Origin of the sequence: Enterobacter dykesii (genome assembly GCF_008364625.2) — a bacterium.
In the GTDB taxonomy this organism is placed as follows: Bacteria; Pseudomonadota; Gammaproteobacteria; order Enterobacterales; family Enterobacteriaceae; genus Enterobacter; species Enterobacter dykesii.
Window position 1 is genome coordinate 3,804,766 of the sequence record NZ_CP126604.1, and the last position, 24,815, is coordinate 3,829,580.

Here is a 24,815-nt window from a genome sequence, read left to right on the forward strand (position 1 = left end):
TAAGGGTTGTCGTCGTCTGCACGTTGTAATTAACCTGACAGAGGAGCGTTTATCATACACCTGCGCGGTGCATTAACTACATGTTAAACAGCCAGCATGCCGCGAAATGCCCTGGCGCAATCTCCTGCATGGCAGGCTCCTGCGTCTGGCAAACCGGCATGGCGTGCGGGCAGCGGCTGCAGAACTTACAGCCCGGCAGCGCGGACGTGGGGCCAGGAATGTCGCCGCGCAGGGTGGCGTCTTCGAGATTGCGAATTCGCGGGTCGGGCTGGGGAACCGCCGCCAGCAGCGCACGGGTATAAGGGTGCGCCGGACGCTGATACAGCTCATTCGCCGGGGCAACCTCCACCAGTTTGCCGAGATACATCACCCCAATGCGGCTGGAGATATGCCGAACCATGGAGAGATCGTGGGCGATGAATAGATAGGTTAGCCCCAGCTCCTGCTGAAGATCCTGCAAAATATTCACCACCTGCGCCTGCACCGAGACGTCCAGCGCCGAGAGCGGCTCATCGCACAGCACGAATTCAGGATGAACCGACAACGCGCGGGCAATACTGATGCGCTGACGCTGCCCGCCGCTGAACTCATGCGGGAACCGTTCAAGGTGCTCGTGCTTCAGCCCCACTTTGTAGAGCAGCGTTTCCGTACGTTCCCGCTGTTCTTCGCGGCTGTAGCCGTGGATCTGCATCGGCTCGGCCACCAGCTGTCGCACCGTCATTCCAGGGTTGAGCGAGGAATAAGGATCCTGAAAAATCGCCTGCATTCGCTTGCGCAGCGGCTTGAGTTCTTTTTCGCGGGCGTGGGCGATCGCCTGTCCGGCGAAGTGGATCTCGCCAGAGGTGATATCGAAGAGGCGCAGTATGGCGCGCCCGAGGGTGGATTTTCCGCAGCCGGACTCCCCCACCAGGCCAAACGTCTCGCCGGGCTGGATATCAAAGCTCACGCCGTCAACCGCCTTCACGGCCACGCCTTTACGCAGCAAACCGCCGTTAAGCTGATAGTGCTTGCGCAGATCGCGCACGCTCACTAAGGGCGCCTGTTGTTCACTCATGCCTGAATCTCCTTGTCGGCCCATAGCCAGCAGGCGGCGCGATGGCCCTCTCCGGCGGCGTAAAAGGCGGGCTGTTGCTCACACTGGAGCATGCGCTTCGGGCAGCGTTCCGCGAACGGGCAGCCCGGCGGCGGATTCAGCAGGCCAGGCGGCGAGCCTTCAATGGGTGATAAACGCTGATTCACCTCATCCGGGCGCGGCAGCGAGGCCAGCAGACCCTGGGTGTAAGGATGCGCAGGGCGATAAAAAATGTCCTCCACGCTCCCCTCCTCCATCACCAGCCCGCCGTACATCACCACCACGCGGCTGCAGACCTGCGCCACCACGCCGAGATCGTGGGTGATCAGCAAAATCGCGGTTTGGGTCTGCTGTTGCAGGCTTTTCAGCAGGCGCAGGATCTGCGCCTGAATGGTCACGTCCAGCGCGGTAGTCGGTTCGTCGGCGATGAGAAGCTTCGGGTTGCAGGAGAGCGCAATCGCGATCATCACCCGCTGGCGCATCCCGCCGCTAAACTCGTGAGGATACTGGTCGTATCGGCGTTCCGCCCCGGCAATGCCCACCTGTTCCAGCATGGCGATTGCCGCCGCTTTGGCCGCTTTTTTTGTCAGCCCTTTGTTGCGCATCAGAATCTCTGCCATCTGCTTGCCGATGGTCAGCACCGGGTTCAGGGCGGTCATCGGATCCTGAAAAATCATCGCGATCTCGTTGCCGCGAATGGCGCGCATCTGCGCGGGCGTTTTCTGCGCCAGATCCTCATTCTGGAAGCGGATGCTGCCGCCGGCGATCCGTCCGTTGCTCCCCAGAAGCTGGATAATCGACTTGCAGGTGACGCTTTTCCCACAGCCCGACTCGCCGACGATGCCGACAAGTTCTCCCGGCCGCACCTGAAAGCTCACGCCGCGCACCGCGTGAACCTCGCCCTCGCGGGTGCGGAACGTGGTTTGCAGGTCCTCAAGCGCTAATAAGTTACTCATCGCGATTCGCTCCCGGCTCAAAGGCGGTACGGAATACATCGCCGAGCACGTTAAAGCTGAACACCGTCAGCAGGATCAGAATGCCGGGGAACATCGCCAGCCACGACGCTTCGCCTATATAAGACTGCGCGTTGTTAAGCATGCTTCCCCACGACGCCGCGGGCGCCTGCACGCCCAGCCCTAAGAAGCTGAGCGTCGACTCCATCAGAATGGCCGAGGCGATATTGAGCGTGGCCGCCACGATAATGGTCGGCAGCACGCCGGGAATGATGTGGCGCACGATGATGCGCAGCGGATGTTCCCCCGACGCGCGGGCATAAAGCACGTACTCGCGCTCTTTCACCGACAGGGTTTCAGCACGCACCAGACGCGACATGTTCATCCACGTCAGCAGGCTGATAATCAGAATGATGTTATCCACGCCCGGCTTGAGGTAAGCATTCACTACCAGCAGCAGGAAGAAGGCCGGAATGGCCATCAGGATATCCACAGCGCGCATCATCAGGTTATCCAGCCAGCCGCCAAAATAGCCGCTCACCGTTCCCACCACCGTGCCGATAAGCGTAGAAAAGAGCATGGCGAGAAAACCGACCATCAGGGAGATCTGGCCGCCATACAGCGCGCGGGTGAAGTAGTCGCGGCCGTATTCGTCGGTGCCAAACCAGTGCGCGGCATCCGGCGGCAACGTGCGCGCGCCGAGCGCCATCCGATCCGGATCGTACGGGCTTAACCCCGCACAGAGCGCGGCGACAACGAAAATAAAAAGCACAAACAGGGAGAACTGCGCCGGACGGTTGCGGCGCAGCTGGTGACGAACCTGCTGCCAGCGTCTGCTCATCCGGGCTACCTCAGCGTACGAATGCGGGGATCGGCGAAGCGATAAAGCACGTCGGCGATCAGGTTGCCGACGATCAGCATCATCGACGAGAGCATGATGATCGCCATAATCAGCGGGTAGTCCAGCGAGGCGATCGACTGGATCCCGAGCAGCCCCATCCCCGGCCAGGAGAAGACGCTTTCCGTTACATAGGCCCCCACAATCAGCTCACCGAACGAGAGGCCGAACAGGGTGATCACCGGCAGCAGCACGTTTTTCAACACGTGGCGGAACAGAATACTGGAGCGCGTGGCGCCGTAAGCCAACTGGGTCTGCACGTAGTCGGCCGAGAGCTGCGAGATGGTGTTGGAGCGGATGTAGCGCACGTAGCTGGAAAGGTTGTAAAACGTGAGGGCAATACACGGCAGCACGCCATGACGCAGCACGTCCAGCGCATTATCCTCCATGCCGATGGTGCGCATCCCCATGCTGGGGAACCAGCTAAGCTGCACGGCAAAAACGGTGATGAGCAAAATGCCAAACCAGAATATCGGAACAGAAATGCCGATATAGGCGAATAAATTGAGCAGATGATCCAGCCAGCGGTGCTTAAATGCCCCGGCCAGCAGGCCCAACGGGATCGCCAGCACGATCGCCATCAGCAGCGACGCGCCCATCAGTCCCAGCGTGGCCGGAATGCGTTCGCCAATCATCTCCAGCACCGGGCGGTGGTAAATCAGCGAATAGCCGAGATCGCCCTGCAGGACGTTTTTCAGCCACAGGACGTACTGCGTGACCAGCGGCTTATCCAGCCCCAGGCTCTGGCGAATACGCTCGATATCCTCCGGGGCCATACGCGGCGTAATGTACGCCGCCACCGGATCGCCGGGCGCGAGCTTGACCAGCAGAAACGCCACCAGTGAAATAAAAAACAGCATCGGCAGCAGCTGCAGCAGCCGACGCGTGAGGAGTGTGTTCACGACGTGCCCTTTCAAAAGCCCCGACCTGACGGCCGGGGCAATCACTTATTTCTGATAGATTTTTGACAGATCCTGGAACAGATAGACCGGTTTCGGCTCCGCTTCCTCGGTGCCGCCAAAACGCTTGTCCACCGCGACGGTCGCATTGGTGTAGGCGATCGGGTAGTACGTCATGTCGTTCGCCACGGTCTGCTGAATTTGCTTGTAGATATCGGCCCGTTTCGCGGCGTCGGTTTCCACTGCGCCTTTATCCCACAGGGCATCAAACTGCGGATTTTTGTAGTGCGCGTAGTTATAGGCTTCGTTGCTCATGAACAGCGATTTGTAACCGTCCGGCTCGGAGCCCATGATGTAGCCGCCCAGGTTCAGCTCCCACGCGGTGTTGTTCATATCGAGGCTGCGCTGAGACATGGCGTTGGAGTCCAGCGGCATCAGCTCCACGTTCACCCCAATGCCCTTCAGCGCCTGCTGAATGTAGAGCGCCATGCTCTCCTGGGTTTTGTTGGTGTTCACATACGCCAGGCGCAGCTTGAGATTGTCCGGCGCGCAGGACGTCTTCAGCAGCTCTTTGGCTTTTTGCAGATCGAACTTGTACTGCTCGACGTCATCCGTCTTGTAAAGCGTATCTGGCGTCAGGAACGAGGTCGCCGGTTTAGCGTAGTCCAGCGAGGTAAAGGCGGTCTGGGTGAGCTCGTCTTTGTTGATGGCATACGCGATGGCCTGGCGCAGCGCTTTGCTCTTCATCACCGGCACGTTCTGGTTGAACGTCATGTAGGCCAGACGACCTTCCGGATAGACCACGAAGTCAAACTTACCGGTATTTTTCAGGCGGTTCACATCCTGCGGGTCAACCATCTTGAGGTTGATTTCCCCGTTTTGCAGCGCAAGGTTGGCGGCGTTGCTGTCTTTGGCGAAACGGTAGGTGACCGAATCAAGCTTCGCTTTGCCGTTCCAGTAATCGTCAAAACGGGTCAGGGCGTAATACTGCCCGGCGCGATACTCTTTGAATTTGAACGGCCCGGAGCCTACCGGCGCATCGTTTTTGCTGCTCTTTTCCAGGTCGCCTTCACCGGCGAACACGTGCTGCGGGATCGGGTAGATCTGTACCAGGGTGCCGGTAAAGGCCGCGCTGACCTGCGGTAGGGTGAACTTAACGGTGCGCTCATCAACCTTGCTCACCTCAACAGGCTTGCCGCCCCAGGTAAACATGCTGCGGAAGAAGCTGTGCTGTTTGGCATCCAGCAGCTTGTTGAAGGTGAAGACCACGTCGTCCGCCGTCAGCGGCTGGCCGTCCTGCCATTTCAGGTTGGGTTTTAACGTCAGGGTATAGCTCAGGTTGTCGGCGGAAGGCGTCAGGCTTTCCGCCAGGCCCCACTCAATGTTGCCGTTATTAAAGCTGTACAGCGGGGCATAGAGCGCCTGCATGATCGTTAACGTCGTACGGTCGCTGGCATAGAGCGGATTCACGGCTAACGGGTCGCCGGAGGTAATACCAATAATCAGCGAACCGCCCTCTTTTGGCGCGTCGTTTTTTGCTGCAGGCACATTGCTTGTCTCTTTATTTTTCGCATCATCACAGCCCGCCAGGCCTAACGCGAGCGAAACGACCACTGCCGATAACAGAAGCTTGCGCATCTCACTAACTCCTTGCCTTATAAAGTGTTTATTACTGCATTTTTTATTTATGTTGAAGCATCATATTCAGCTTTATCGGTTTTCGCATTAATTATGAAAATGCGATTTTCGATTAAGCTTATGCCGGATTTGTTATATATAAGCGCCAGAAGGAATAGCGGTTAATTGATTGCGCTCGCAACGTTAAACGGTTCACAAATCTCCTGCTACACTGCCTCAACACATCACTCAAAAGGCAGGCCAACATGTCAGACAACACGTATCAGCCACCAAAAGTGTGGGAATGGAAAAAGAACGGCGGCGGCGCGTTCGCCAACATCAACCGCCCGATTTCCGGCGCGACCCATGAGAAAGATCTGCCCGTGGGCTCCCACCCGCTGCAGCTTTACTCTCTCGGAACACCGAACGGCCAGAAAGTGACGATCATGCTCGAAGAGCTGCTGGCGCTGGGCGTGACGGGTGCGGAGTATGACGCATGGTTGATCCGCATCGGCGAGGGCGATCAGTTCTCCAGCGGGTTTGTTGAGGTGAACCCGAACTCGAAAATACCGGCGCTGCGTGACCACTCCACGACCCCGCCAACGCGCGTATTTGAATCCGGCAATATCCTGCTCTATCTGGCAGAGAAATTCGGTCACTTCCTGCCGAAAGATCCGGCTGGACGCACCGAGACCCTGAACTGGCTGTTCTGGCTGCAGGGCGCAGCGCCGTTCCTCGGCGGCGGCTTTGGCCACTTCTACAACTACGCGCCGGTAAAAATTGAATACGCGATTGACCGCTTCACCATGGAAGCCAAACGCCTGTTCGACGTGCTGGATAAACAGCTGGCGCGCGGCCGCTACGTGGCGGGTGAGGAGTACACCATCGCGGATATCGCCATCTGGCCGTGGTTCGGCTGCGTGGCGCTGGGCAGCGTCTATAACGCCGCCGAGTTCCTCGACGCAGAGAAGTACACGAACGTGCAGCGCTGGGCGAAAGACGTGGCGAATCGCCATGCCGTTAAGCGCGGCCGTATCGTTAACCGCACCAGCGGCGAGCTGAACGAGCAGCTCCACGAGCGCCACGCGGCGAGCGACTTCGATACCAATACGGAAGATAAGCGTCAGGCGTAATGTTCCGCCGGGCGGATCCCCGCCCGGCAACTGAGATCCCTGCCCAGGGCATGATTAGCTTAAAGGTTAAGCCGGTATTGCTGGCACTATCTGGACGTTTTTCTCGCGTGAGATACGATGTCTCAACCGACAGCAGTCACAAAGGATCTGTTATGAAACTTATTAAAACAACGCTGGTTATCAGCGCCCTCATTTTTTCCACCTCGGGAATGGCAATCGACAAAACTGCCGCCGGCGCGGTAGCAGGCGCGGCCATTGGTGCGGCCACGGGCAAAGATCTGAAATCAACCGTTGGCGACGCCGTCGTGGGCGCAGGCACCGGTGCCATGTTCAAAAACGGCGGCAAAGGTAAAGCCGCGCGTAAGGGCGGCGCGGTAGGGGCTGCCGTAGGCGCTGGTGCCGCGGCGATTACCGGCAAGAGCGTGCTGAAAGGTGCAGCCGTTGGTGCGGGCACGGGTGCGCTGATCGGTGAAGCGACGCACTGATAAATACAGCCGGGCAGCGCTGCGTTTGCCCGGCATGAATCACATTCCCGATGACGCCCTCCGCTTATTGTTCGTGTCTCATCCCTGGATAGTTTTCGTTAACCGCATTAATACTTAATGTCCCGCGCTTTTTGTCTTCCGGACTGTTTCATCTGACGCTTGTCCTGACGGCAGTCATGATTGCTCTGGTTATTGTTCGCCACGCAGGTCTGCTTCACCTGCCGCGACGCGTCGCGGGTTTCCTGCCTGACATCACGCGCTACACGCCGCTCCTGCGCCTGCTGGTTCGCGCTGGCAGAAACCGAGAACAGCATCAGAATAATGAAAGAAAGGACAGGAATGATAGATAACGATCTGTTCATAAAGGGTTAGCAAAAGAATAGCAGTTTCAGAAGGGGCTGAATGGGGAAGGCGTTAATAATACAAGGCCGCACCGGACGGCCCTGGAAAGTTGCGTTATGCCGTCAGGCGGAACTTCTGCACCGAGCGCTGAAGCTCTTCGGTCTGGCGCTCCAGCGCCGCCGCCGCGGCAGAAACTTCTTCAACCAGCGAGGCGTTTTGCTGGGTAACGCCATCCATCTGCGTAATGGCAATCCCGACCTGCGAAATGCCCTTGCTTTGCTCCTCAGAGGCGGAAGCAATTTGCTTCATGATGATCGTCACTTCCGTCACGTCGCGCAAAATCGCATCCATGGTGGTGCCGGTGTCGCTTACCAGCTGCGCCCCCTGCTCGACGCGGGAAACGGAATCGGTAATCAGCCCCTCAATCTCTTTGGCCGCGTTGGCGCTGCGGCTTGCCAGGTTGCGAACTTCACCTGCCACCACCGCGAAACCACGCCCCTGTTCACCCGCGCGCGCCGCTTCAACCGCCGCATTGAGTGCCAGAATATTGGTCTGGAAGGCAATGCTGTTGATCACGTTGGTGATTTCAGCAATTTTCTTCGAGCTTTCCGAAATACCGCTCATGGTGGTCACCACCTCTTCCACCAGCGAGCCGCCGCGGCTGGCGGTGGTTGAGGCCACATCGGCCAGCTGGCTGGCCTGACGCGCGCTTTCCGCGTTCAGTTTCACCGTGGCGGTCAGCTGTTCCATGCTGGCTGCCGTCTCTTCCAGCGCAGCAGCCTGCTCTTCGGTACGGGAAGAGAGATCGTTGTTGCCGCTGGAGATTTCCGTCGCGCCGCGCCAGATATTTTCACTGCCGGAGCGAATCGTGCTGACCGCTTCGCGCAGGCTGTCCTGCATGGCGCTCAGCAGCGGCACCAGCTGCCCCACGCAGTTACGACCGAACGGCTCAATGGGCTGGCTGAGATCGCCCTGGGCAATCTGGCGGAACTGCTGGCGAATGCGAGCCAGCGGTTTGACCAGCATCGCCACCAGGTAACGGTCGGTGAAGAGCAGGATCAGCAGGCCGATAATCGTGGCGACAACAATCACCGTGCGGGTCATGCTTGTCAGGCCGTCCACCACCACGCGGGTGCTGTCGAGCGACTTCGCGGCGGCATTGTTGAACTCCTCAGCGGCGGCACCGAACGCGCGGCTCAGCGGTGGGGTGACGTTGTTGGCCTGCTGGCGATACCCCTCCAGATCCCCCTGCTTCGCCTGCTGCATTTGCGGCGTGACGCCCTGTTCAAGCAACGCCTGCCAGGAGCCGATCACCCGGGAAGAGACCTGCTCATCCATCGGGCCTGGGGAGATCGCTTTCATCTCGGCCAGTTTCTTGCCCATGTTATCCAGCGCCTGTTGGGCAGAGGAGAGATCCGGCGTGCCGCCTGCGGCTTTGACTTCCATCGCGCGGCTCAGACGGGTCACAAAGCGGAAATATTGATCGTTACCCTGGCTGAGTACCGTCATCTGTTTAACCAGCTGGCGATCGACCTCATTGCCATCTGATACGCGAGAAAGGGACCAGGTGCTGTACAACCCAACGCCCGCCCACATTAAACAAAAGATCCCGAGAATCGTCAGCATGACGAAGCGGATCGTGAAATTACGGAGCATATTCATAAGTCTTCCTTGCCGTGAGGGTGAGTTCGCCCAGAGGCGAGTACTACTCTCGTTATCGGCAGGAAAAAGGGAAATTATAACGTTTTGTGATCATTTTTAATTAGCGTGGCTTCACTGGTCACACAGCAGTCGTTAATCATTAGGCCCGCGCTTAGGGATGCAATTTGTGATGTGATAAGGGCAGAGTGGGAAAGCGCTTTGAATCTGTGGCAGGCGTCGTCGGATAAATAGTGCGGTCTGATGCCCTCACCCGGGCCCTCTCCCACAGGGAGAGGGAGCTTAAGTGAGGGGAATTACTTCTTACTGATCTTATCCAGATACCCCATCACAAACGCAGACAGCACAAACGTCAGGTGGATGATGACGTACCACATCAGTTTGTTATCCGGCACGTTCTTCGCGTCCATAAACACGCGTAACAGGTGAATAGAGGAGATCGCCACAATCGACGCGGCGACTTTATTCTTCAGCGATGAAGCATCCATTTTCCCCAGCCAGCTGAGCTTCTCTTTACGCTCGTCGATATCGAGTTGGGAGACAAAATTCTCGTAGCCGGAGAACATCACCATCACCAGCAGCCCGCCCACCAGGGTCATGTCCACCAGCGACAGCAGAACCAGAATCAAATCCGCTTCGGCAATAGAAAAAATGTTCGGCAGAACATGCCAGATTTCCTGAAAGAACTTAATCGTCAGCGCGATAAGTGCCAGCGAGAGGCCAAAATAGACGGGGGCCAGTATCCAGCGAGAGGCATACATGGCATTTTCAAAAAAGCGTTCCATAGAGTCCTGTTTGCAAAAGAAACCAGCGCCCAGTATATCTCAACGGCGCTGGCTGTTTGCAATAACTCAACGGTACGTCATTCAGACGTTGTCCGGGTTAACCTCGGGACGTGCGTACTCCGGCCAGACAAGCGCCACCAGTTCAGGATAGGCTTCAAGACTGAACTCGCGAAAACACTGCCGCAAATTTAATACGTCCAGATCGGAATAAGAGACCTTTTCGCCGTTAAGGCAGCGCTTTTTGATATTGTCATAATATTTATAGACTGCTGAATTCAGATCGCTACAGCGACGCTGCGCCTCAAACAGTCCGGGCGTATCATTAATTTCCGACATTTTCATGCGCTTAATTGTCGCGTGTAAAAAGTCGATATATTCGTGGTTCACCCGCCAGTACCAGACAGGCGTAACGGAGTTCATCAATACAGAGAAATGGTCTTCCCCTTCCTCTTTTGTCATCAGTTCAGGTTGCGGGGGTTCACTGGTGTCTTTCGACACTTTCGTTTTATTGAACTCCTGCATCAATAAAAGCACACCAGCGGTCAGTAATAGTAATGTGATGACCGTAAAAAAGATGCTGTTCATGGGTAGGCTCCATTTTTTTTGATTTTAAATTTGCCTCATGATATTGTCAACGAATCTCACGCCTTTACCAACCCCACCCTGTTGAAATTAAAGGAAATTAAAAATGCTGCCCGACTATCTCGTCCCGGCTAAGTACCACATTACGCCTGTGGAACAGCAACCGACGGAAGCAGAAAAAGAGGCCAGTTTCACTCAGGGGAAAAGAAAGCTCTCTGATTTCGAGCCCGATATATTAATTGGTGTTTCCCGAACTGGCAAATCCCGAAATATGTTGCTGGAAGAGCACGATCGCCATATAAAAGACCGCTTATTTCGCGCCATAAAAATTGAAGCCTTTGTCCACCTGCTGAATGACCTGCAGGCTGAGGGTGAAATAGATGCCCAAAAACTCAGTCAAATAATGGCCGAGAAAACCGAAGAAATTAATGAAGCGGGCAATAAAATTTGGCTTAATTTAATTACGCGTGAAAAGAACAACCCAATTTTTTACAGCCTGGGGGAAGATTAACGTGAAAGAAGTTAAAAACAACGACGTTTATTTGACTTTAGATGATAAAAAAAGTGATGAATTTATCTTAAAGCAAAATCTCGACGCGCTGAGAAACACAAAAAATGACGAGATGACGCGAATTACACAAGACCTGGTATCGATCCCGGCGACGCTGGTTCGTCTGAAATGGCAGAATCGCCGTGAAATTTATCCGCTACAGGTCAAAGAAGAAATTTACGGTGCCGTGATGAACGCCATCATAGAGCAGCGGCCAGAACTGAAAGAGAAGCTTCTGGGACGTCTTGAGGCCAATTATCAATATCTGCTTGCCAGAGAAATCGCCACCCTGCGCCTGACGCGCAAGCTGTCCGACGGTGAGTACCGTACCTCAAACGTCACCTGCGTAGCGCTTGATGAGGACGCGCTGGCCCCCTCTTCTACTGCACCGACGGATAGCAAAAACGCATAAACCGGCAGGCATAAAAAAAGCCGGCTTTCGCCAGCTTCTTTATCACTTCGAGGCCGCTTTCTCTTCGCCGACCAGTCCAATCTTCAGGTAACCCGCCTGATGCAGCGTGTCCATTACCTTCATCATGGTTTCATAATCAACGGTTTTATCCGCACGGAAGAAGACCGTGGTGTCTTTCTTACCGCCCGTAAGCTGCTCCAGCGCCGGGATGACAGAGTCGGCCGTCACCGGGTCGTTCCCGAGGAACATGGATTTATCCGCCTTCACCGACAGGTAAATAGGCTTCTCCGGGCGCGGCTGGGGCTGGCTGGAAGATGCCGGCAGATTCACCTTCACATCCACCGTCGCCAGCGGTGCAGCCACCATGAAGATAATCAGCAGAACCAGCATGACGTCGATAAACGGCGTCACGTTGATTTCATGCATTTCACCGTTATCGTCCAGATTTTCGTTTAGACGCATCGCCATACTCTTAACCTGCGCGCAGTTTAGACGCCGCGTGCACCGGCTTAACCGAGCTGGAATTCAGATCCAGATCGCGACTTTGCAGCAGCAGAACCTGTGCGGCAACGTCACCCAGCGTGGCTTTGTAGCTGCCAATCATACGCGCGAAAATGTTGTAGATGACCACCGCCGGGATAGCGGCAACCAGACCGATGGCCGTCGCCAGCAGCGCTTCTGCGATACCCGGCGCAACGACCGCCAGGTTGGTGGTTTGGGTCTGCGCGATGCCGATAAAGCTGTTCATGATGCCCCAGACCGTACCGAAAAGACCGATGAACGGTGAGATCGCGCCGATGGTCGCCAGATAACCATTGCCGCGTCCCATGTGTCGGCCAACGGCCGCCACGCGACGCTCCAGGCGGAAACCGGTACGTTCTTTGATGCCTTCGTTATCTTCACTGCCAGCGGAGAGTTCCAGCTCGTTCTGTGCTTCATTCACTAACAGGGTGGTCAGGCTTTTCGCGTGGAAGGATGAGGTCATATCTGAAGCCTGATCCAGAGAGCGGGCTTCTGCAAGCTGCTGCTGTTCCCGCTTAAGGCGACGCTTCTGCGAAAGCAGCTCGGCGCTTTTGCTGAAGAAGATAGCCCAGGTGACAACGGACGCCAGAATCAGGCCGATCATCACAATCTTAACCACGATGTCAGCATGCTGATACATGCCCCAAACGGAGAGATCCGTCTGCATCAAATTATTACCCACTCTGTATCTCCAGGACGCAAATCACAAAATCTGAACGTAATAATATCAAAACGTCGTCGAATTGATAGTAGTTCTCATTAGTATTTGCATAGTGCCGTAATTTTCGCTCACTTTCCTTGCGCTTACGCAGTAAAAATTTCTTATGCGAATTTTTGCTAATATTTTCTGCTTATTCGATAAGCCTCGGGGTGCAGTTTTTTCCAATCGTGGTAGTCTGGACGTCCAGACGTATAAAAACAGGGTTAGCGAACATGACAAAGAAGCATCTTGATACCACGCTGGTACAGGCAGGACGCAGCAAAAAATATACGCAGGGATCGGTCAACAGCGTGATTCAACGAGCCTCCTCGCTGGTGTTTGATACCGTTGAGGATAAAAAAATCGCCACGCGCAACCGCGCGAAAGGCGGGCTGTTTTATGGCCGTCGCGGCACGCTAACCCATTTTTCGCTGCAGGAGGCGATGTGCGAGCTGGAAGGCGGCGCGGGCTGCGCGCTGTTCCCGTGCGGGGCGGCGGCGGTCGCCAACACCATTCTGGCGTTTGTGGAACAGGGCGACCATATCCTGATGACCAACACCGCCTATGAACCCAGCCAGGACTTCTGCACCAAAATCCTCAGCAAGCTCGGCGTAACGACCGGCTGGTTCGACCCGCTGATTGGTGAAGGCATTGCCGAACTTATTCAGCCAAACACGCGCATTGTGTTCCTGGAATCGCCGGGATCGCTCACCATGGAAGTTCACGACGTGCCGGCCATCGTGAAGGCCGTACGCAGCAAAGCGCCAGAGGCGATCGTGATGATCGACAACACCTGGGCGGCAGGCGTGCTGTTTAAAGCCCTGGAATTCGACATTGATATCTCGATTCAGGCGGCGACGAAATACCTGATAGGCCACTCTGACGGCATGATTGGCACGGCGGTCTCCAACGCGCGCTGCTGGGATCAGCTGCGTGAAAATGCCTACCTGATGGGCCAGATGGTGGACGCAGACACGGCCTACATGACCAGCCGCGGACTCCGCACGCTGGGCGTTCGCCTGCGTCAGCACCATGAAAGCAGCCTGAAGGTAGCCGAATGGCTGGCGCAGCATCCGCAGGTTGAGCGCGTAAATCATCCCGCGTTACCGGGAAGTAAAGGCCACGAATTCTGGCAACGTGACTTTACGGGCAGCAGCGGGTTGTTCTCATTCGTGCTGAAAAAACGGCTGAATAACGACGAGCTGGCGAGCTATCTGGATAATTTTACTCTCTTCAGCATGGCCTACTCGTGGGGCGGTTTTGAATCCCTGATCCTGCCTAATCAGCCGGAACAGGTTGCGGCTCTGCGCCCCGGCGGTGAAGTAGACTTCAGCGGCACCCTGATTCGACTGCATATCGGTTTAGAAAATGTTGACGATCTGATTGCCGATTTAGCAGCAGGGTTCGAGCGTATCGTGTAGAGTGCTGGCTGAAAATGTACTCTCTGGACGCTTTTGTGGACACGGCAATGAGAAAAGTCTGCATGAGTTGCGCCCGGGATCAAACCCGACGGGCGAATAAGGGAGTACAATAGCGCTATATCTGCTGTTCCACAGGAAAGTCCATGGCTGTTATTCAAGATATTATCGCGGCGCTCTGGCAACACGATTTTGCCGCGCTGGCGGATCCTCACATCGTCGGTATCGTTTACCTCGTGATGTTCGCAACACTGTTTCTGGAAAATGGATTACTGCCAGCCTCGTTTTTACCCGGTGACAGCCTGCTTTTACTTGCCGGGGCGTTAATCGGGAAAGGCGTCATGGACTTCACGCCAACGATGGTTATTCTTACCTCCGCAGCCAGCCTGGGCTGCTGGCTGAGCTATCTGCAGGGCCGCTGGCTTGGGAATACTCGCGTCGTGAAGGGCTGGCTGGCGCAGTTACCGCATAAATATCATCAGCGTGCGACCTGTATGTTCGATCGCCACGGCCTGCTGGCATTGCTGGCGGGGCGTTTCCTGGCGTTTGTTCGCACGCTTCTGCCTACGATGGCGGGCATTTCCGGTCTGTCAAACCGCCGCTTCCAGTTTTTCAACTGGCTGAGCGCCCTTCTGTGGGTGGGCGTGGTCACGACGCTCGGCTATGCGCTAAATATGATCCCCTTTGTGAAACACCACGAAGATCAGGTGATGACCTTCCTGATGGTGCTGCCGATGTTCCTGCTGGTGGCAGGGCTGGTGGGAACCATCGCGGTGGTAATTAAGAAGAAGTACTGCAGCGCGTGATGTCAATTGCCGGGTAGCGCTGCGCTTACCCGGCCTGTGTTTCCCGTCAGACTCCCTGCATGGTTCGGATGCGTGATGCATCCTCTCCCGGCGTGACGCCGAAATAGCGCTTAAACTCCCGACTGAACTGCGACGCACTTTCGTAACCCACCCGCATCGCCGCCGCGCTGGCCTTCATGCCGTCGTGGATCATCAGCATCCGCGCCTTATGCAGCCGGTAGGTTTTAAGGTACTGCAGCGGGGAGGTGCTGGTCACCGACTTGAAGTTATGGTGAAACGCCGAAACGCTCATGTTCGCTTCCGCCGCCAGCTGGTCGACGCTGAGGTTTTCCGTGTACTGGCTTTCAATACGCTTGAGCACGCGGCTTATCAGGCTGAAGTGGGTCTGTCGGCTCACCAGAGCCAGTAACGCCCCGCCGCCCGGGCCCAGCAGCACATGGTAGAGAATTTCGCGGACAATCTGCTTGCCCAGAATGCGCGCGTCCAGCGGCCTTTCCATCACGTCCAGCAGACGTTCAATGGCGCAGAGGATCTCTTCCGAAAGCGTCGCCGAGTTAATCCCGCTCGACGCCATCGAAGGCTGGAAGAACTCATCTTCGCCTATCTCCATCAGCAGCTCCTGCAGCTGAAGAATATCGACGTTGACGCGAATACCGGCCAGCGGAACGGCCTCTGTCGCGAAGGTTTCACATTCGAAGGGTAAAGGTACCGTCAGGAGCAGATATTCATTGGTGTCGTAGCGGAACACGCGTTCGTTGATATAGCCAATTTTATGGCCCGAGAAGAGAAAAACGATGCCCGGCTGGTACATGACCGGCGTGCGCGTCCCGAGCTGCGTGCCATAAAGCAGGCGAATGTCAGGAAGCAGATCGCTGACACCATTTTCTTTATCTATCAGTCTTTTAATCTGCACAGTGAGCTGCTGGCAGATAGCCTCACGGTTCATCTTGCGTTACTCCGGGTACGTTTTTCGACGTTGACAGTGTGCGTCGTTTTCCGCGCTTTCTCCAGCGCTCTGTAGAAATGGGCAAGACATCGGCAGGAATGTGCATTGAGGGCGTAGCCCTGGACAGCCACAATGTGCAGCATCAGGTCGCCCTCAGCGCCACCACGGTTTTCCACCCACTAAAGGGAACGAGCAATGAACAACTTTAATCTTCACACCCCAACCCGCATTCTGTTTGGTAAAGACGCTATCGCCGATCTGCGCGCCCAGATCCCTGCTGACGCCCGCGTACTGATTACCTACGGTGGCGGCAGCGTGAAAAAAACCGGCGTGCTGGATCAGGTTTACAGCGCCCTGGACGGTCTGGACGTGCGTGAGTTCGGCGGCATCGAGCCAAACCCGTCTTACGAAACGCTGATGAACGCGGTGAAAATCGCCCGCGAAGAAAACATTACCTTCCTGCTGGCCGTCGGCGGCGGCTCCGTGCTGGACGGCACCAAATTCATCGCGGCGGCAGCGCACTACGCTGACGGCATCGATCCGTGGCACATCCTTGAAACCCGCGGCAGCGACATCAAAAGCGCCATCCCGATGGGCTCCGTACTGACCCTGCCGGCCACCGGCTCTGAATCCAACAAGGGCGCGGTGATCTCCCGTAAAACGACCGGCGACAAGCAGGCCTTCATGAACGAACACGTTCAGCCTGTATTCGCCATCCTGGATCCGGTTTACACCTACACCCTGCCTGCGCGTCAGGTAGCGAACGGCGTAGTCGATGCCTTTGTTCATACCGTTGAGCAGTACGTAACGTATCCGGTAGATGCCAAAATTCAGGATCGCTTCGCGGAAGGCATTCTGCTGACGCTCGTCGAAGATGGCCCGAAAGCGCTGAAAGAGCCGGAAAACTACGACGTGCGTGCCAACGTCATGTGGGCGGCAACGCAGGCGCTTAACGGCCTGATCGGTGCTGGCGTGCCGCAGGACTGGGCAACCCATATGCTGGGCCACGAGCTGACGGCGATGCACGGTTTGGACCACGCGCAAACTCTGGCCGTTGTGCTGCCTGCGCTGTGGAACGAAAAGCGGGATACCAAGCGTGCCAAACTGCTGCAGTACGCAGAACGCGTGTGGAACATCACCGAGGGTTCTGACGATGCGCGTATCGATGCCGCCATCGAAGCGACCCGCAGTTTCTTTGAAGGTCTGGGCGTGCCAACGCGTCTCTCTGGCTACGGTCTGGACGGCAGCTCCATCCCTGCCCTACTGGCGAAACTCGAAGAACACGGCATGACCCACCTGGGCGAGCACGGCGACATTACGCTGGACGTCAGCCGTCGCATCTACGAAGCGGCACGCTAAGCGTTTTTGCCCTCCCGACTTTCGTTTTTTGACATTTCGTCCAGACTTAATGCACACCCCATCGCCGGAGTCTCCCTCCGGCGATGCGCACCTGAAGGAGGAAAAATGGCAAACCAAACCGTAATCAAGCTGCAGGACGGCAACGTGATGCCCCAGCTGGGGCTAGGTGTATGGAAAGCCGGTAACGACGAGGTCGTCTCCGCCATTCATAAAGCCCTGGAAGTCGGCTATCGGTCTATTGATACCGCTGCCGCATACAAGAACGAGGACGGCGTGGGTAAGGCACTTGCCAGCGCTGGCGTCCCCCGCGATGAGTTATTCATCACCACGAAACTGTGGAACGACGATCAAAAACGCCCCCGCGAAGCGCTGGAGGAGAGCCTGGGGAAACTCCAGCTCGATTTCGTCGATCTCTGGCTGATGCACTGGCCGGTTCCGGCTATCGATCACTACGTTGATGCCTGGAAAGGGATGATTGAACTGCAGAAAGAGGGGCTGGTGAAAAGCATCGGCGTCTGTAACTTCCAGGTTCATCACCTGCAGCGACTGATTGACGAGACGGGCGTTACGCCGGTGATTAACCAGATCGAGCTGCACCCGCTGATGCAGCAGCGCCAGTTACACGCCTGGAACGCTACGCATAAAATCCAGACCGAGTCCTGGAGCCCGCTGGCGCAAGGCGGCGAAGGGGTGTTTGATCAAAAGATTATCCGTGAGCTGGCGGATAAATACGGTAAAACCCCGGCGCAAATCGTCATTCGCTGGCATCTCGACAACGGCCTGGTGGTCATTCCGAAATCGGTCACGCCGTCTCGCATCGCCGAAAACTTCGACGTCTGGGACTTCCGGCTGGACAAAGAAGAGCTGGGTGAGATTGCGAAGCTGGATAAGGGTAAACGTTTAGGCCCGGATCCGGATCAGTTTGGCGGGTAATACCGAAAACGAGCCCGGTCTTCCGCCGGGCTCGTTTTAATTTATAAACCGGACTGACATCTCGCTTCTCCGGGAAGGTCAGGCAATATGCAAATAACGTTATACGCTTTCCCTTCAAGCTTGTGTGGCCCACCGAGACCGCCGCCTGCATCTGCTTCATATTCCTTTCCGTTGACGCTTATCTGGAGCGGGGTGTGATAAATCCAGTCCATCGGACCTATTGGCAGAAAAAAGATCCACTCATGCTGGCTCTTAAAAGCAAAACGACCGTTGTCGTCAGAAAGCGTCTGCTCCCTCTCTAATATTATTTTTGCGTCCGGGACAGGCTTACCTGCGCTGTCGACTAGACGTCCTTCCACTTCTGGCTGCGTCTGGCGGTGCATTACACAACCGCATAGCGTCAGGCCAATCAGCATGACTCCTGTTAACTTCCTTAATTTCATTCTGGGCCTCCTACCCTTATGCAGAAAAAAGCCGGGTGGCGGCTTCGCCTTACCCGGCCTACGCGCCGACCTGTAGGCCCGGTAAGCGCAGCGCCACCGGGCATTGTCACAGGTTTAACCGATCTTGCGTTTTACGTTCTTCTTCGTTCCTGCTCCACCGTTCGAACGCTGATGCACAATCGGCGTGTGCTTGGTCAGCGCCGGGCGCGTATTGCGGTTCTGGCGACGCGCTTCGCGCATCTCATCCAGCGTCGGAGCCGGAACCAGACAGTCGCGGCGCGAGCCGATCAGGTGTTTTTTACCCATCTCTTCCAGCGCCTGACGGATCAGCGGCCAGTTTTTCGGATCGTGGTAGCGCAGCAGCGCTTTATGCAGACGACGCTGTTTATCCCCTTTCGGCACCACCACCTCTTCACTCTTGTAGCCAATCTTACTCAGCGGGTTCTTGCCGGTGTAATACATGGTCGTCGAGTTGGCGAGCGGTGACGGATAGAAGTTCTGCACCTGATCCAGACGGAAGCGACGCTGCTTCAGCCACAGCGCCAGGTTCACCATGTCCTCATCACGTGTGCCCGGGTGGGCGGAGATGAAGTATGGGATCAGATACTGCTCTTTACCCGCCTGCTTCGAATAGGTATCGAACAGCTCCTTAAAGCGATCGTAGCTGCCCATGCCCGGCTTCATCATCTTCGACAGCGGGCCTTCCTCGGTGTGCTCCGGCGCAATCTTCAGATAGCCGCCGACGTGGTGCGTCGCCAGCTCTTTGATGTAGCGCGGATCTTCCACGGCGATGTCGTAACGTACCCCGGACGCGATCAGGATTTTCTTGATGCCCTTCAGGTCGCGCGCGCGGCGGTAGAGGTTGATCGTCGGCTCATGGTTGGTGTCCATATGCTCGCAAATGCTCGGATAGACACAGGAGAGACGACGACAGGTTTGCTCCGCACGCGGCGATTTGCAGCGCAGCATGTACATGTTCGCGGTTGGGCCGCCAAGGTCGGAAATCACGCCGGTAAAGCCCGGCACCGAGTCGCGAATCGCTTCGATCTCATTGATGATCGAATCTTCAGAGCGGCTCTGGATAATGCGCCCTTCGTGCTCGGTAATGGAGCAGAAGGAACAGCCGCCGAAGCAGCCGCGCATGATGTTGATCGAGAAGCGGATCATCTCATACGCCGGGATACGGGCGTTACCGTACGCCGGGTGTGGCACGCGCTTGTACGGCAGCGCAAAGACGCTGTCCATCTCTTCGGTGGAGAGCGGGATTGCCGGCGGGTTGATCCAGATAAAGCGCTCGCCGTGCTTCTGCATCAGCGCGCGGGCGCAGCCCGGGTTGGTTTCATGGTGCAGAATACGGGACGCGTGCGCGTAGAGCACCTTGTCGGCTTTCACCTTCTCGTAGGACGGCAGCAGCACGTAGGTCTTTTCCCACGGTTTCGGGCGCGGCGGCTGCACAACGATAGCCTTCGCTTCCGCTTTTTTCGGCTCAACCGGCTTGTTATCGGCACACGGCAGATCTTCGCCGTACGGGTGCGGGATCGGGTCGATTTTGCCCGGCATATCAATGATGCGGGAATCCACACCGCTCCAGCCCGGCAGCGCCTCTTTCACCATGATGGCGGTATTGCGCACGTCGCGGATGCTGCTCACCGGTTCACCCTGCGACAGACGGTGCGCCACTTCCACCAGCGGACGCTCGCCGTTACCGTAAATCAGCATGTCGGCTTTGGAATCCACCAGCACCGAGCGGCGTACGGTATCTGACCAGTAGTCGTAGTGGGCGGTGCGGCGCAGGCTCGCCTCGATGCCGCCCAGGATCACCGGTACGTCTTTCCAGGCTTCTTTACAGCGCTGGGTATAGACCAGGGTCGCGCGGTCGGGGCGTTTACCCGCCACGTTATCCGGCGTGTAGGCGTCGTCATGACGCAGCTTGCGGTCGGCGGTATAGCGGTTGATCATCGAGTCCATGTTGCCTGCGGTGACGCCGAAGAACAGGTTCGGTTTACCCAGACGCATAAAGTCGTCTTTGCTGTTCCAGTCAGGCTGGGAGATGATCCCCACGCGGAAGCCCTGCGCCTCAAGCATACGGCCACAGATGGCCATACCGAAGCTCGGATGGTCAACGTAGGCATCGCCCGTGACCAGAATGATGTCGCAGCTGTCCCAGCCCAGTTGGTCCATCTCTTCCCGGGACATCGGCAGGAATGGCGCCGGTCCAAAGCAGGCCGCCCAGTACTGGGGCCAGGAGAAGAGGTCACGATCCGGCTGGATCAGGGAAATTGCGCTCATAATGCTTCCGAAGAAAAAATAGACAAAAGGAGCGGGATTATACGCTGTTCATCCGCCAGATTTGAAGAAAAGGATGCCGGAAGCAGGCAGATATTCGTGGAAGTCGTTAAAATACGGCGCCCTGATAATTTTGAATCATAATATTCACTATATTTTCCGGTGATTTGCCCCGGAACGTGTTATTGCGCGGAGCTCTGTCGTGAAGCCCAACGATTCGTTACATGTATCCCAGCTGCGGGTTGTCCTTCATCTCTGCGGTTTTCTGGTTCTGCTGTACAGCCTTTCTATGCTGCCGCCGATGGTTATCGCCCTGCTGAATAAAGAGCGGACCTACTTTGCCTTTCTGACCACCTTTTTAACCTTTTTTACTCTCGGAGGGCTAACCTGGCGCGCAACCCGTCACGCGGGCATACAGCTGCGCACCCGCGATGGGTTTGTCATTATCGTGCTGTTCTGGCTGCTGTTTTCATTCATTAGCGCCATGCCGCTCTGGATGGACGACGGGCTGCAGCTCTCCTTTGCCGACGCGCTCTTTGAAGGGGTTTCCGGGATCACCACCACCGGGGCAACGGTGATCGGGGACGTCAGCGCCCTGCCTAAGTCGTACCTTTATTACCGCGCTCAGCTGAATTTCATTGGCGGGTTAGGCGTCATCGTGCTGGCCGTCGCGGTCCTGCCCCTGCTGGGCATTGGCGGCATGAAGCTCTATCAGTCAGAGATGCCGGGGCCGTTCAAGGAGGAGCGCCTGACGCCCCGCCTTGCCGATACCGCGCGCACGCTGTGGGTGACCTACTTCGCGCTGGGCGTGGCCTGCACTCTGGCCTACTGGCTGGCGGGGATGTCCTTTTTTGATGCCCTCTGTCACGGGCTGTCGACCGTGTCGTTGGGCGGGTTCTCCACCCGCAGCGAGAGCATTGGGTTTTATGACAGCCATGCGATTGAGCTGGTCGCCGGGGCGTTTTCACTGCTCTCCGCGTTCAACTTCACCCTCTGGTACGTCGCCATTGTCCGACGCACCCTGAAGCCGATTCGCCGCAGCCCTGAGGTGAGATTCTTTCTGAGCGCCGCCGCGGTGATTATTGTCATCACCGCCTGGCAGGTCTGGCATGCCGGGATGTACAACGCTACGGATAGCCTGGTGCACGCCTTCTTCCTTGCCAGTTCAATGATGACCGATAACGGCCTTTCGACAGCCGATTATGCCCAATGGCCCGCACACACCATCTTCCTGCTGTTGAGCGCCAGCTTTTTTGGCGGCTGCGTAGGCTCGACCTGCGGCGGGATCAAAGCCCTGCGTTTTCTCATTATGTTCAAGCAGAGTATTCAGGAGATGAACCAGCTGGCGCATCCGCGAGCGCTGCTGAGCATTAAGGTGGGCAAAAGCGTGGTGAATGAACGCGTCCTGCGCTCGGTGTGGAGCTTCTTCTTTCTCTACGTGATGATCACGGGCTTTTTTGTCTGGGCGCTTAATCTGATGGGCTACGACCTGTTTACGTCATTCGCAACGGTTGCCGCCTGTATCAACAACATGGGGCTGGGGTTTGGCGAGACGGCGTCGACGTTCGGCACGTTAACAGAGGGGTCAAAACTGCTGATGTGCGCGGCGATGATCTTAGGGCGTCTGGAAATTTACCCGGTGCTGATTCTGTTCTCGCGCTTTTTCTGGCGGGCATAAACCATTCCCGGCGAACCGGGAATGTTGGGTTAAGGTGCGGGGTTGATCAGCATCTGCCCTACGGACCCCCTGTCCATCATCTCCAGAGTCTGGCTGTGGAACAGGAACGGGAAGTGCGGCCACGAAGGCTGACCATAGTAGACAAGCAGTTCAACCTGACCGTCCACCCAGACGGTATCTTTCCAGCCGCGGTCTTCCGGGAACGGCATCGCTCCGTTGACGTTGCGGATCAGGAATGCCACCCCTTCAATATGGAACGACTGCGGCATATCTGAACGGACCGTCCAGCGCTCCCAGGTGCCCTGCTGCGCGGTAATGTCGATGCGGTTGACGTCCCACAGCGCGCCGTTGATGCCCGGGTCATCGCCCAGGCTGATATCACGGCTGCGCACCGGCGAGCCGCTCATGATCTCCTGCGGCAGCAGGCGCATTGGCAGGCTATCGGTCACCAGCGGCAGCAGACCGGTTGGACGCAGGGTCAGCACCAGGGTCGAGACAAGTATGCTCGACGGTTCAAAGAACCCGCGAATACGGTCAACAATGCTCGCCGCTTCACCGCAGGTTAGCGACACTTCATCCCCGTTGGTCATGTCCACGAGAATTTCGCGACGTTCACCCGGCGAGAGCGCCAGCTGTTTGACGGACACCGGGGCCGGTAAAAAGCCCTGGTCGCCGGAGATCACGTGCAGAGGACGGCCATCGCTCATTTGCAGCTGATAGCGGCGCGAGTTAGACGCGTTGAGCAGGCGCAGGCGCACCCAGCCGCGCGAGACCTCGACATACGGGCTTTGCGCACCGTTGACCAGCAGCGTATCGCCGACAAAGCCACCGCTGCCCGGCTCGCTGTATTCTGGCGTACCGAAATTATCCAGACGTTTGTCCTGGATGATAATCGGGAAATCATCCACGCCGTAGTGGTTCGGGATCGGCAGGGATTTGCTGACCTCATCCTCCACCAGCCACATTCCGGCCAGGCCGTTATAGACCTGCTGCGCCGTGCGGTTAGGCGTGTTGGCGTGATACCAAAGGGTAGCCGCGCTCTGGCGAATCGGCAGAACCGGCGCCCAGTCGGCGCTGGGTGACATCATTCGCGCCGCGCCGCCAATCAGCGGGCCAGGCACCTGTAAGCCGCTGATGGTCATGGCGACATTTTCAGGGGTACGGTTACTGTAGATGAGCTTTACGTCATCGCCATTCCACACGCGTATGGTCGGCCCAAGGTAACGTCCGTTAATGCCCCAGACCGGCGCGCGCGTCCCCTGGGTAAAGGACCAGTGGCTACGCTGCAGCGTCAGGAAAAGCGGCTGACCGCGACGGGATTCAATTAATGGCGGAATGGGCAGCGGCTGTTGCTGCCCGGCGGCGCTGGCTGTCAGCGGCATCGCACCCGCACAAAGGGCGATCCCCGAAGCCTGAATAAACTGACGCCGACTGAGTGACATATAAGCTCCATCTGAAACGACTAACAACGCGGGAATTCGTTTTCCCTTCAACGCCGGATTAAATCTTACCGGCGGCTTCTCTCTCTGCGACTTCTTTGTCGAGCTGCGCAATATGCTGAGCCATCAGCTCACGGCAGTGCGCTGCCAGCTCGCGCACCTGGTCTTTACCGTATTTGCTGGTATCGACGGGTGGCAGCATTTCGACAATCACCAGCCCGTTATTCAGGCGGTTAAGATTAATCTTATTCGAAGTATTGGAAACGCACACAGGAATAATTGGAACACCTGCCGCAATTGCGGCATGAAACGCCCCGGTTTTAAACGGCAGCAGGCCGCGGCCGCGGCTGCGCGTTCCTTCCGGGAACATCCAGATTGAGATTTTGCGCTTTTTAAAATGATTCACCACTTCCGCAATAGTGCTGTGCGCTTTCGCGCGGTTGTTACGGTCGATCAGCAGGTTACCGGTCAGCCAGTAAAGCTGGCCAAAAAACGGGATCCACAGCAGGCTTTTTTTTCCCACCGTCACGGTCGGTGGAAGCACGATATTTGCGGCGGTCACCATATCGTAATTGTTCTGATGGTTGGCGATATAGATGGCGTTACCGAAATTCTCCGCCCCTTCCGGCAGACGTTTTTCAACCTTCAGACCAAACAGCGGCGCAAGACGACCGAACATATGGCCAAAGGTGGCAACATGCTTCGGATTACGCGGACTGAACAGGCAGTAGATGCAGCCGAAAATACAGACCAGAATGCAGTAGATAACGGTAAGAATAAGACGAACAATATATAGCATAGCGACCTCTGAAGCCCCAACAGCTGACAATTATACTTCACCTGTGGCCAGGTAAGGACTTTATTACGAGCGCGTATTGTTAATCGCAACGCACGAATT

25 protein-coding genes are annotated in these 24,815 nt (G+C 56.6%); 9 read left to right on the forward strand and 16 right to left on the reverse strand.

The features are described from left to right. Positions 1 to 76: 76 nt before the first annotated feature. Genes F0320_RS18070 through F0320_RS18090 form a run of 5 tightly spaced genes read right to left on the reverse strand, consistent with a single transcriptional unit; the run spans position 77 to position 5,460 of the window. A complete protein-coding gene (locus F0320_RS18070) occupies positions 77 to 1,054 on the reverse strand; it encodes an ABC transporter ATP-binding protein (RefSeq protein WP_126329384.1) in 978 nt (325 codons plus the stop codon). Next, positions 1,051 to 2,028: an ABC transporter ATP-binding protein gene (locus tag F0320_RS18075; protein ID WP_126329382.1), complete on the reverse strand. Its 978-nt coding sequence runs from the start codon at positions 2,026 to 2,028 to the stop codon at positions 1,051 to 1,053. Before F0320_RS18075 ends, F0320_RS18070 begins: the two co-directional genes overlap by 4 nt. Continuing rightward, on the reverse strand, positions 2,021 to 2,866 hold the full coding sequence (locus F0320_RS18080) for an ABC transporter permease (RefSeq protein WP_023294546.1): 846 nt from the start codon (positions 2,864 to 2,866) through the stop codon (positions 2,021 to 2,023). Before F0320_RS18080 ends, F0320_RS18075 begins: the two co-directional genes overlap by 8 nt. A 5-nt stretch (positions 2,867 to 2,871) precedes the next feature. After that, complete coding sequence (locus F0320_RS18085; RefSeq protein WP_126329380.1) at positions 2,872 to 3,825, reverse strand: ABC transporter permease; 954 nt, start codon at positions 3,823 to 3,825, stop codon at positions 2,872 to 2,874. Positions 3,826 to 3,870: 45 nt separating this feature from the next. Then, positions 3,871 to 5,460 carry an ABC transporter substrate-binding protein gene (locus tag F0320_RS18090; protein ID WP_126329378.1) on the reverse strand — a complete coding sequence of 530 codons (1,590 nt, stop codon included), beginning with the start codon at positions 5,458 to 5,460 and terminating at the stop codon, positions 3,871 to 3,873. Between the two features lie 245 nt (positions 5,461 to 5,705). Between F0320_RS18090 and yghU the strand changes: the two genes are divergently transcribed. Both yghU and F0320_RS18100 read left to right on the forward strand, forming a co-directional pair. Beyond that, on the forward strand, positions 5,706 to 6,572 hold the full coding sequence (yghU, locus tag F0320_RS18095; RefSeq protein WP_126329376.1) for a glutathione-dependent disulfide-bond oxidoreductase: 867 nt from the start codon (positions 5,706 to 5,708) through the stop codon (positions 6,570 to 6,572). Positions 6,573 to 6,724: 152 nt separating this feature from the next. Continuing rightward, a complete protein-coding gene (locus F0320_RS18100; RefSeq protein ID WP_149323904.1) occupies positions 6,725 to 7,057 on the forward strand; it encodes a glycine zipper family protein in 333 nt (110 codons plus the stop codon). A gap of 107 nt (positions 7,058 to 7,164) precedes the next feature. Here the strand turns inward: F0320_RS18100 and F0320_RS18105 are convergent, their stop codons facing one another. The 4 genes from F0320_RS18105 to F0320_RS18120 form a co-directional block, all read right to left on the reverse strand. After that, positions 7,165 to 7,419 (reverse strand): hypothetical protein, encoded by a 255-nt coding sequence (locus F0320_RS18105; protein ID WP_126329372.1) that lies wholly within the window; start codon positions 7,417 to 7,419, stop codon positions 7,165 to 7,167. Between the two features lie 94 nt (positions 7,420 to 7,513). Further along, on the reverse strand, positions 7,514 to 9,061 hold the full coding sequence (locus F0320_RS18110) for a methyl-accepting chemotaxis protein (protein ID WP_126329370.1): 1,548 nt from the start codon (positions 9,059 to 9,061) through the stop codon (positions 7,514 to 7,516). A 293-nt stretch (positions 9,062 to 9,354) separates the two neighbouring features. Beyond that, positions 9,355 to 9,843: a TIGR00645 family protein gene (locus tag F0320_RS18115; RefSeq protein WP_023309169.1), complete on the reverse strand. Its 489-nt coding sequence runs from the start codon at positions 9,841 to 9,843 to the stop codon at positions 9,355 to 9,357. Positions 9,844 to 9,924: 81 nt separating this feature from the next. Next, positions 9,925 to 10,428 carry an ESA_00282 family adhesion-associated protein gene (locus F0320_RS18120; protein WP_023309170.1) on the reverse strand — a complete coding sequence of 168 codons (504 nt, stop codon included), beginning with the start codon at positions 10,426 to 10,428 and terminating at the stop codon, positions 9,925 to 9,927. Positions 10,429 to 10,531: 103 nt separating this feature from the next. Here F0320_RS18120 and F0320_RS18125 point away from each other — a divergent pair, with 103 nt between their 5' ends. Further along, positions 10,532 to 10,936 carry a hypothetical protein gene (locus F0320_RS18125; RefSeq protein ID WP_047650136.1) on the forward strand — a complete coding sequence of 135 codons (405 nt, stop codon included), beginning with the start codon at positions 10,532 to 10,534 and terminating at the stop codon, positions 10,934 to 10,936. A 1-nt stretch (position 10,937) separates the two neighbouring features. Continuing rightward, a complete protein-coding gene (locus tag F0320_RS18130; protein ID WP_126329368.1) occupies positions 10,938 to 11,387 on the forward strand; it encodes a cytoplasmic protein in 450 nt (149 codons plus the stop codon). 42 nt (positions 11,388 to 11,429) lie between these two features. Here F0320_RS18130 and exbD read toward each other — a convergent pair whose 3' ends face one another. Both exbD and exbB read right to left on the reverse strand, forming a co-directional pair. After that, complete coding sequence (gene exbD / locus F0320_RS18135; RefSeq protein WP_023309173.1) at positions 11,430 to 11,855, reverse strand: TonB system transport protein ExbD; 426 nt, start codon at positions 11,853 to 11,855, stop codon at positions 11,430 to 11,432. 4 nt (positions 11,856 to 11,859) lie between these two features. Next, positions 11,860 to 12,591: a tol-pal system-associated acyl-CoA thioesterase gene (gene exbB / locus F0320_RS18140; RefSeq protein WP_126329366.1), complete on the reverse strand. Its 732-nt coding sequence runs from the start codon at positions 12,589 to 12,591 to the stop codon at positions 11,860 to 11,862. A 251-nt stretch (positions 12,592 to 12,842) separates the two neighbouring features. Here exbB and metC point away from each other — a divergent pair, with 251 nt between their 5' ends. Together metC and yghB are read left to right on the forward strand one after the other, a co-directional pair. Further along, positions 12,843 to 14,030, forward strand: coding sequence for a cystathionine beta-lyase (gene metC / locus F0320_RS18145; protein WP_126329364.1), 1,188 nt, complete (start codon positions 12,843 to 12,845; stop codon positions 14,028 to 14,030). Between the two features lie 143 nt (positions 14,031 to 14,173). Further along, positions 14,174 to 14,833 carry a DedA family general envelope maintenance protein YghB gene (gene yghB / locus F0320_RS18150; RefSeq protein WP_126329362.1) on the forward strand — a complete coding sequence of 220 codons (660 nt, stop codon included), beginning with the start codon at positions 14,174 to 14,176 and terminating at the stop codon, positions 14,831 to 14,833. Positions 14,834 to 14,879: 46 nt separating this feature from the next. On the opposite strand, the gene F0320_RS18155 is transcribed toward yghB, so the two are convergent. Further along, a complete protein-coding gene (locus tag F0320_RS18155) occupies positions 14,880 to 15,779 on the reverse strand; it encodes an AraC family transcriptional regulator (protein ID WP_126329360.1) in 900 nt (299 codons plus the stop codon). A 195-nt stretch (positions 15,780 to 15,974) separates the two neighbouring features. Here F0320_RS18155 and yqhD point away from each other — a divergent pair, with 195 nt between their 5' ends. Continuing rightward, positions 15,975 to 17,138: an alcohol dehydrogenase gene (gene yqhD, locus F0320_RS18160; RefSeq protein ID WP_121424674.1), complete on the forward strand. Its 1,164-nt coding sequence runs from the start codon at positions 15,975 to 15,977 to the stop codon at positions 17,136 to 17,138. A 105-nt stretch (positions 17,139 to 17,243) separates the two neighbouring features. Next, positions 17,244 to 18,071: a 2,5-didehydrogluconate reductase DkgA gene (gene dkgA, locus F0320_RS18165; RefSeq protein ID WP_126329358.1), complete on the forward strand. Its 828-nt coding sequence runs from the start codon at positions 17,244 to 17,246 to the stop codon at positions 18,069 to 18,071. A 41-nt stretch (positions 18,072 to 18,112) separates the two neighbouring features. Here dkgA and F0320_RS18170 read toward each other — a convergent pair whose 3' ends face one another. Continuing rightward, positions 18,113 to 18,487 (reverse strand): carboxypeptidase-like regulatory domain-containing protein, encoded by a 375-nt coding sequence (locus F0320_RS18170; protein ID WP_233443239.1) that lies wholly within the window; start codon positions 18,485 to 18,487, stop codon positions 18,113 to 18,115. A 141-nt stretch (positions 18,488 to 18,628) separates the two neighbouring features. Next, positions 18,629 to 20,803, reverse strand: a complete 2,175-nt coding sequence (locus F0320_RS18175; protein WP_023333410.1) for a YgiQ family radical SAM protein — start codon at positions 20,801 to 20,803, stop codon at positions 18,629 to 18,631. 199 nt (positions 20,804 to 21,002) lie between these two features. On the opposite strand from F0320_RS18175, the gene F0320_RS18180 reads away from it, so the two are divergent. Further along, the gene (locus F0320_RS18180) at positions 21,003 to 22,478 is read left to right on the forward strand and encodes a TrkH family potassium uptake protein (protein ID WP_126329354.1); all 1,476 of its coding nucleotides are present in this window, start codon (positions 21,003 to 21,005) and stop codon (positions 22,476 to 22,478) included. A 29-nt stretch (positions 22,479 to 22,507) separates the two neighbouring features. Here the strand turns inward: F0320_RS18180 and ftsP are convergent, their stop codons facing one another. Together ftsP and plsC are read right to left on the reverse strand one after the other, a co-directional pair. Continuing rightward, positions 22,508 to 23,920: a cell division protein FtsP gene (ftsP, locus tag F0320_RS18185; protein WP_047650121.1), complete on the reverse strand. Its 1,413-nt coding sequence runs from the start codon at positions 23,918 to 23,920 to the stop codon at positions 22,508 to 22,510. Positions 23,921 to 23,978: 58 nt separating this feature from the next. Continuing rightward, positions 23,979 to 24,716, reverse strand: coding sequence for a 1-acylglycerol-3-phosphate O-acyltransferase (gene plsC / locus F0320_RS18190; RefSeq protein ID WP_029740707.1), 738 nt, complete (start codon positions 24,714 to 24,716; stop codon positions 23,979 to 23,981). Between the last annotated feature and the right edge of the window lie 99 nt (positions 24,717 to 24,815).

Excerpts from the sequence above, each read along its gene's own strand:
- yghB (WP_126329362.1), top strand. The coding sequence starts at position 14,174 with ATGGCTGTTATTCAAGATATTATCGCGGCGCTCTGGCAACACGATTTT.
- F0320_RS18175 (WP_023333410.1), bottom strand. The coding sequence starts at position 20,803 with ATGAGCGCAATTTCCCTGATCCAGCCGGATCGTGACCTCTTCTCCTGG.
- yghU (WP_126329376.1), top strand. The coding sequence starts at position 5,706 with ATGTCAGACAACACGTATCAGCCACCAAAAGTGTGGGAATGGAAAAAG.
- F0320_RS18090 (WP_126329378.1), bottom strand. The coding sequence starts at position 5,460 with ATGCGCAAGCTTCTGTTATCGGCAGTGGTCGTTTCGCTCGCGTTAGGC.
- F0320_RS18125 (WP_047650136.1), top strand. The coding sequence starts at position 10,532 with ATGCTGCCCGACTATCTCGTCCCGGCTAAGTACCACATTACGCCTGTG.
- F0320_RS18110 (WP_126329370.1), bottom strand. The coding sequence starts at position 9,061 with ATGAATATGCTCCGTAATTTCACGATCCGCTTCGTCATGCTGACGATT.
- F0320_RS18105 (WP_126329372.1), bottom strand. The coding sequence starts at position 7,419 with ATGAACAGATCGTTATCTATCATTCCTGTCCTTTCTTTCATTATTCTG.
- F0320_RS18070 (WP_126329384.1), bottom strand. The coding sequence starts at position 1,054 with ATGAGTGAACAACAGGCGCCCTTAGTGAGCGTGCGCGATCTGCGCAAG.
- F0320_RS18170 (WP_233443239.1), bottom strand. The coding sequence starts at position 18,487 with ATGCTGATTGGCCTGACGCTATGCGGTTGTGTAATGCACCGCCAGACG.
- F0320_RS18100 (WP_149323904.1), top strand. The coding sequence starts at position 6,725 with ATGAAACTTATTAAAACAACGCTGGTTATCAGCGCCCTCATTTTTTCC.
- F0320_RS18155 (WP_126329360.1), bottom strand. The coding sequence starts at position 15,779 with ATGAACCGTGAGGCTATCTGCCAGCAGCTCACTGTGCAGATTAAAAGA.
- F0320_RS18115 (WP_023309169.1), bottom strand. The coding sequence starts at position 9,843 with ATGGAACGCTTTTTTGAAAATGCCATGTATGCCTCTCGCTGGATACTG.
- exbD (WP_023309173.1), bottom strand. The coding sequence starts at position 11,855 with ATGGCGATGCGTCTAAACGAAAATCTGGACGATAACGGTGAAATGCAT.
- metC (WP_126329364.1), top strand. The coding sequence starts at position 12,843 with ATGACAAAGAAGCATCTTGATACCACGCTGGTACAGGCAGGACGCAGC.
- F0320_RS18120 (WP_023309170.1), bottom strand. The coding sequence starts at position 10,428 with ATGAACAGCATCTTTTTTACGGTCATCACATTACTATTACTGACCGCT.
- dkgA (WP_126329358.1), top strand. The coding sequence starts at position 17,244 with ATGGCAAACCAAACCGTAATCAAGCTGCAGGACGGCAACGTGATGCCC.
- yqhD (WP_121424674.1), top strand. The coding sequence starts at position 15,975 with ATGAACAACTTTAATCTTCACACCCCAACCCGCATTCTGTTTGGTAAA.
- F0320_RS18075 (WP_126329382.1), bottom strand. The coding sequence starts at position 2,028 with ATGAGTAACTTATTAGCGCTTGAGGACCTGCAAACCACGTTCCGCACC.
- F0320_RS18080 (WP_023294546.1), bottom strand. The coding sequence starts at position 2,866 with ATGAGCAGACGCTGGCAGCAGGTTCGTCACCAGCTGCGCCGCAACCGT.
- plsC (WP_029740707.1), bottom strand. The coding sequence starts at position 24,716 with ATGCTATATATTGTTCGTCTTATTCTTACCGTTATCTACTGCATTCTG.
- ftsP (WP_047650121.1), bottom strand. The coding sequence starts at position 23,920 with ATGTCACTCAGTCGGCGTCAGTTTATTCAGGCTTCGGGGATCGCCCTT.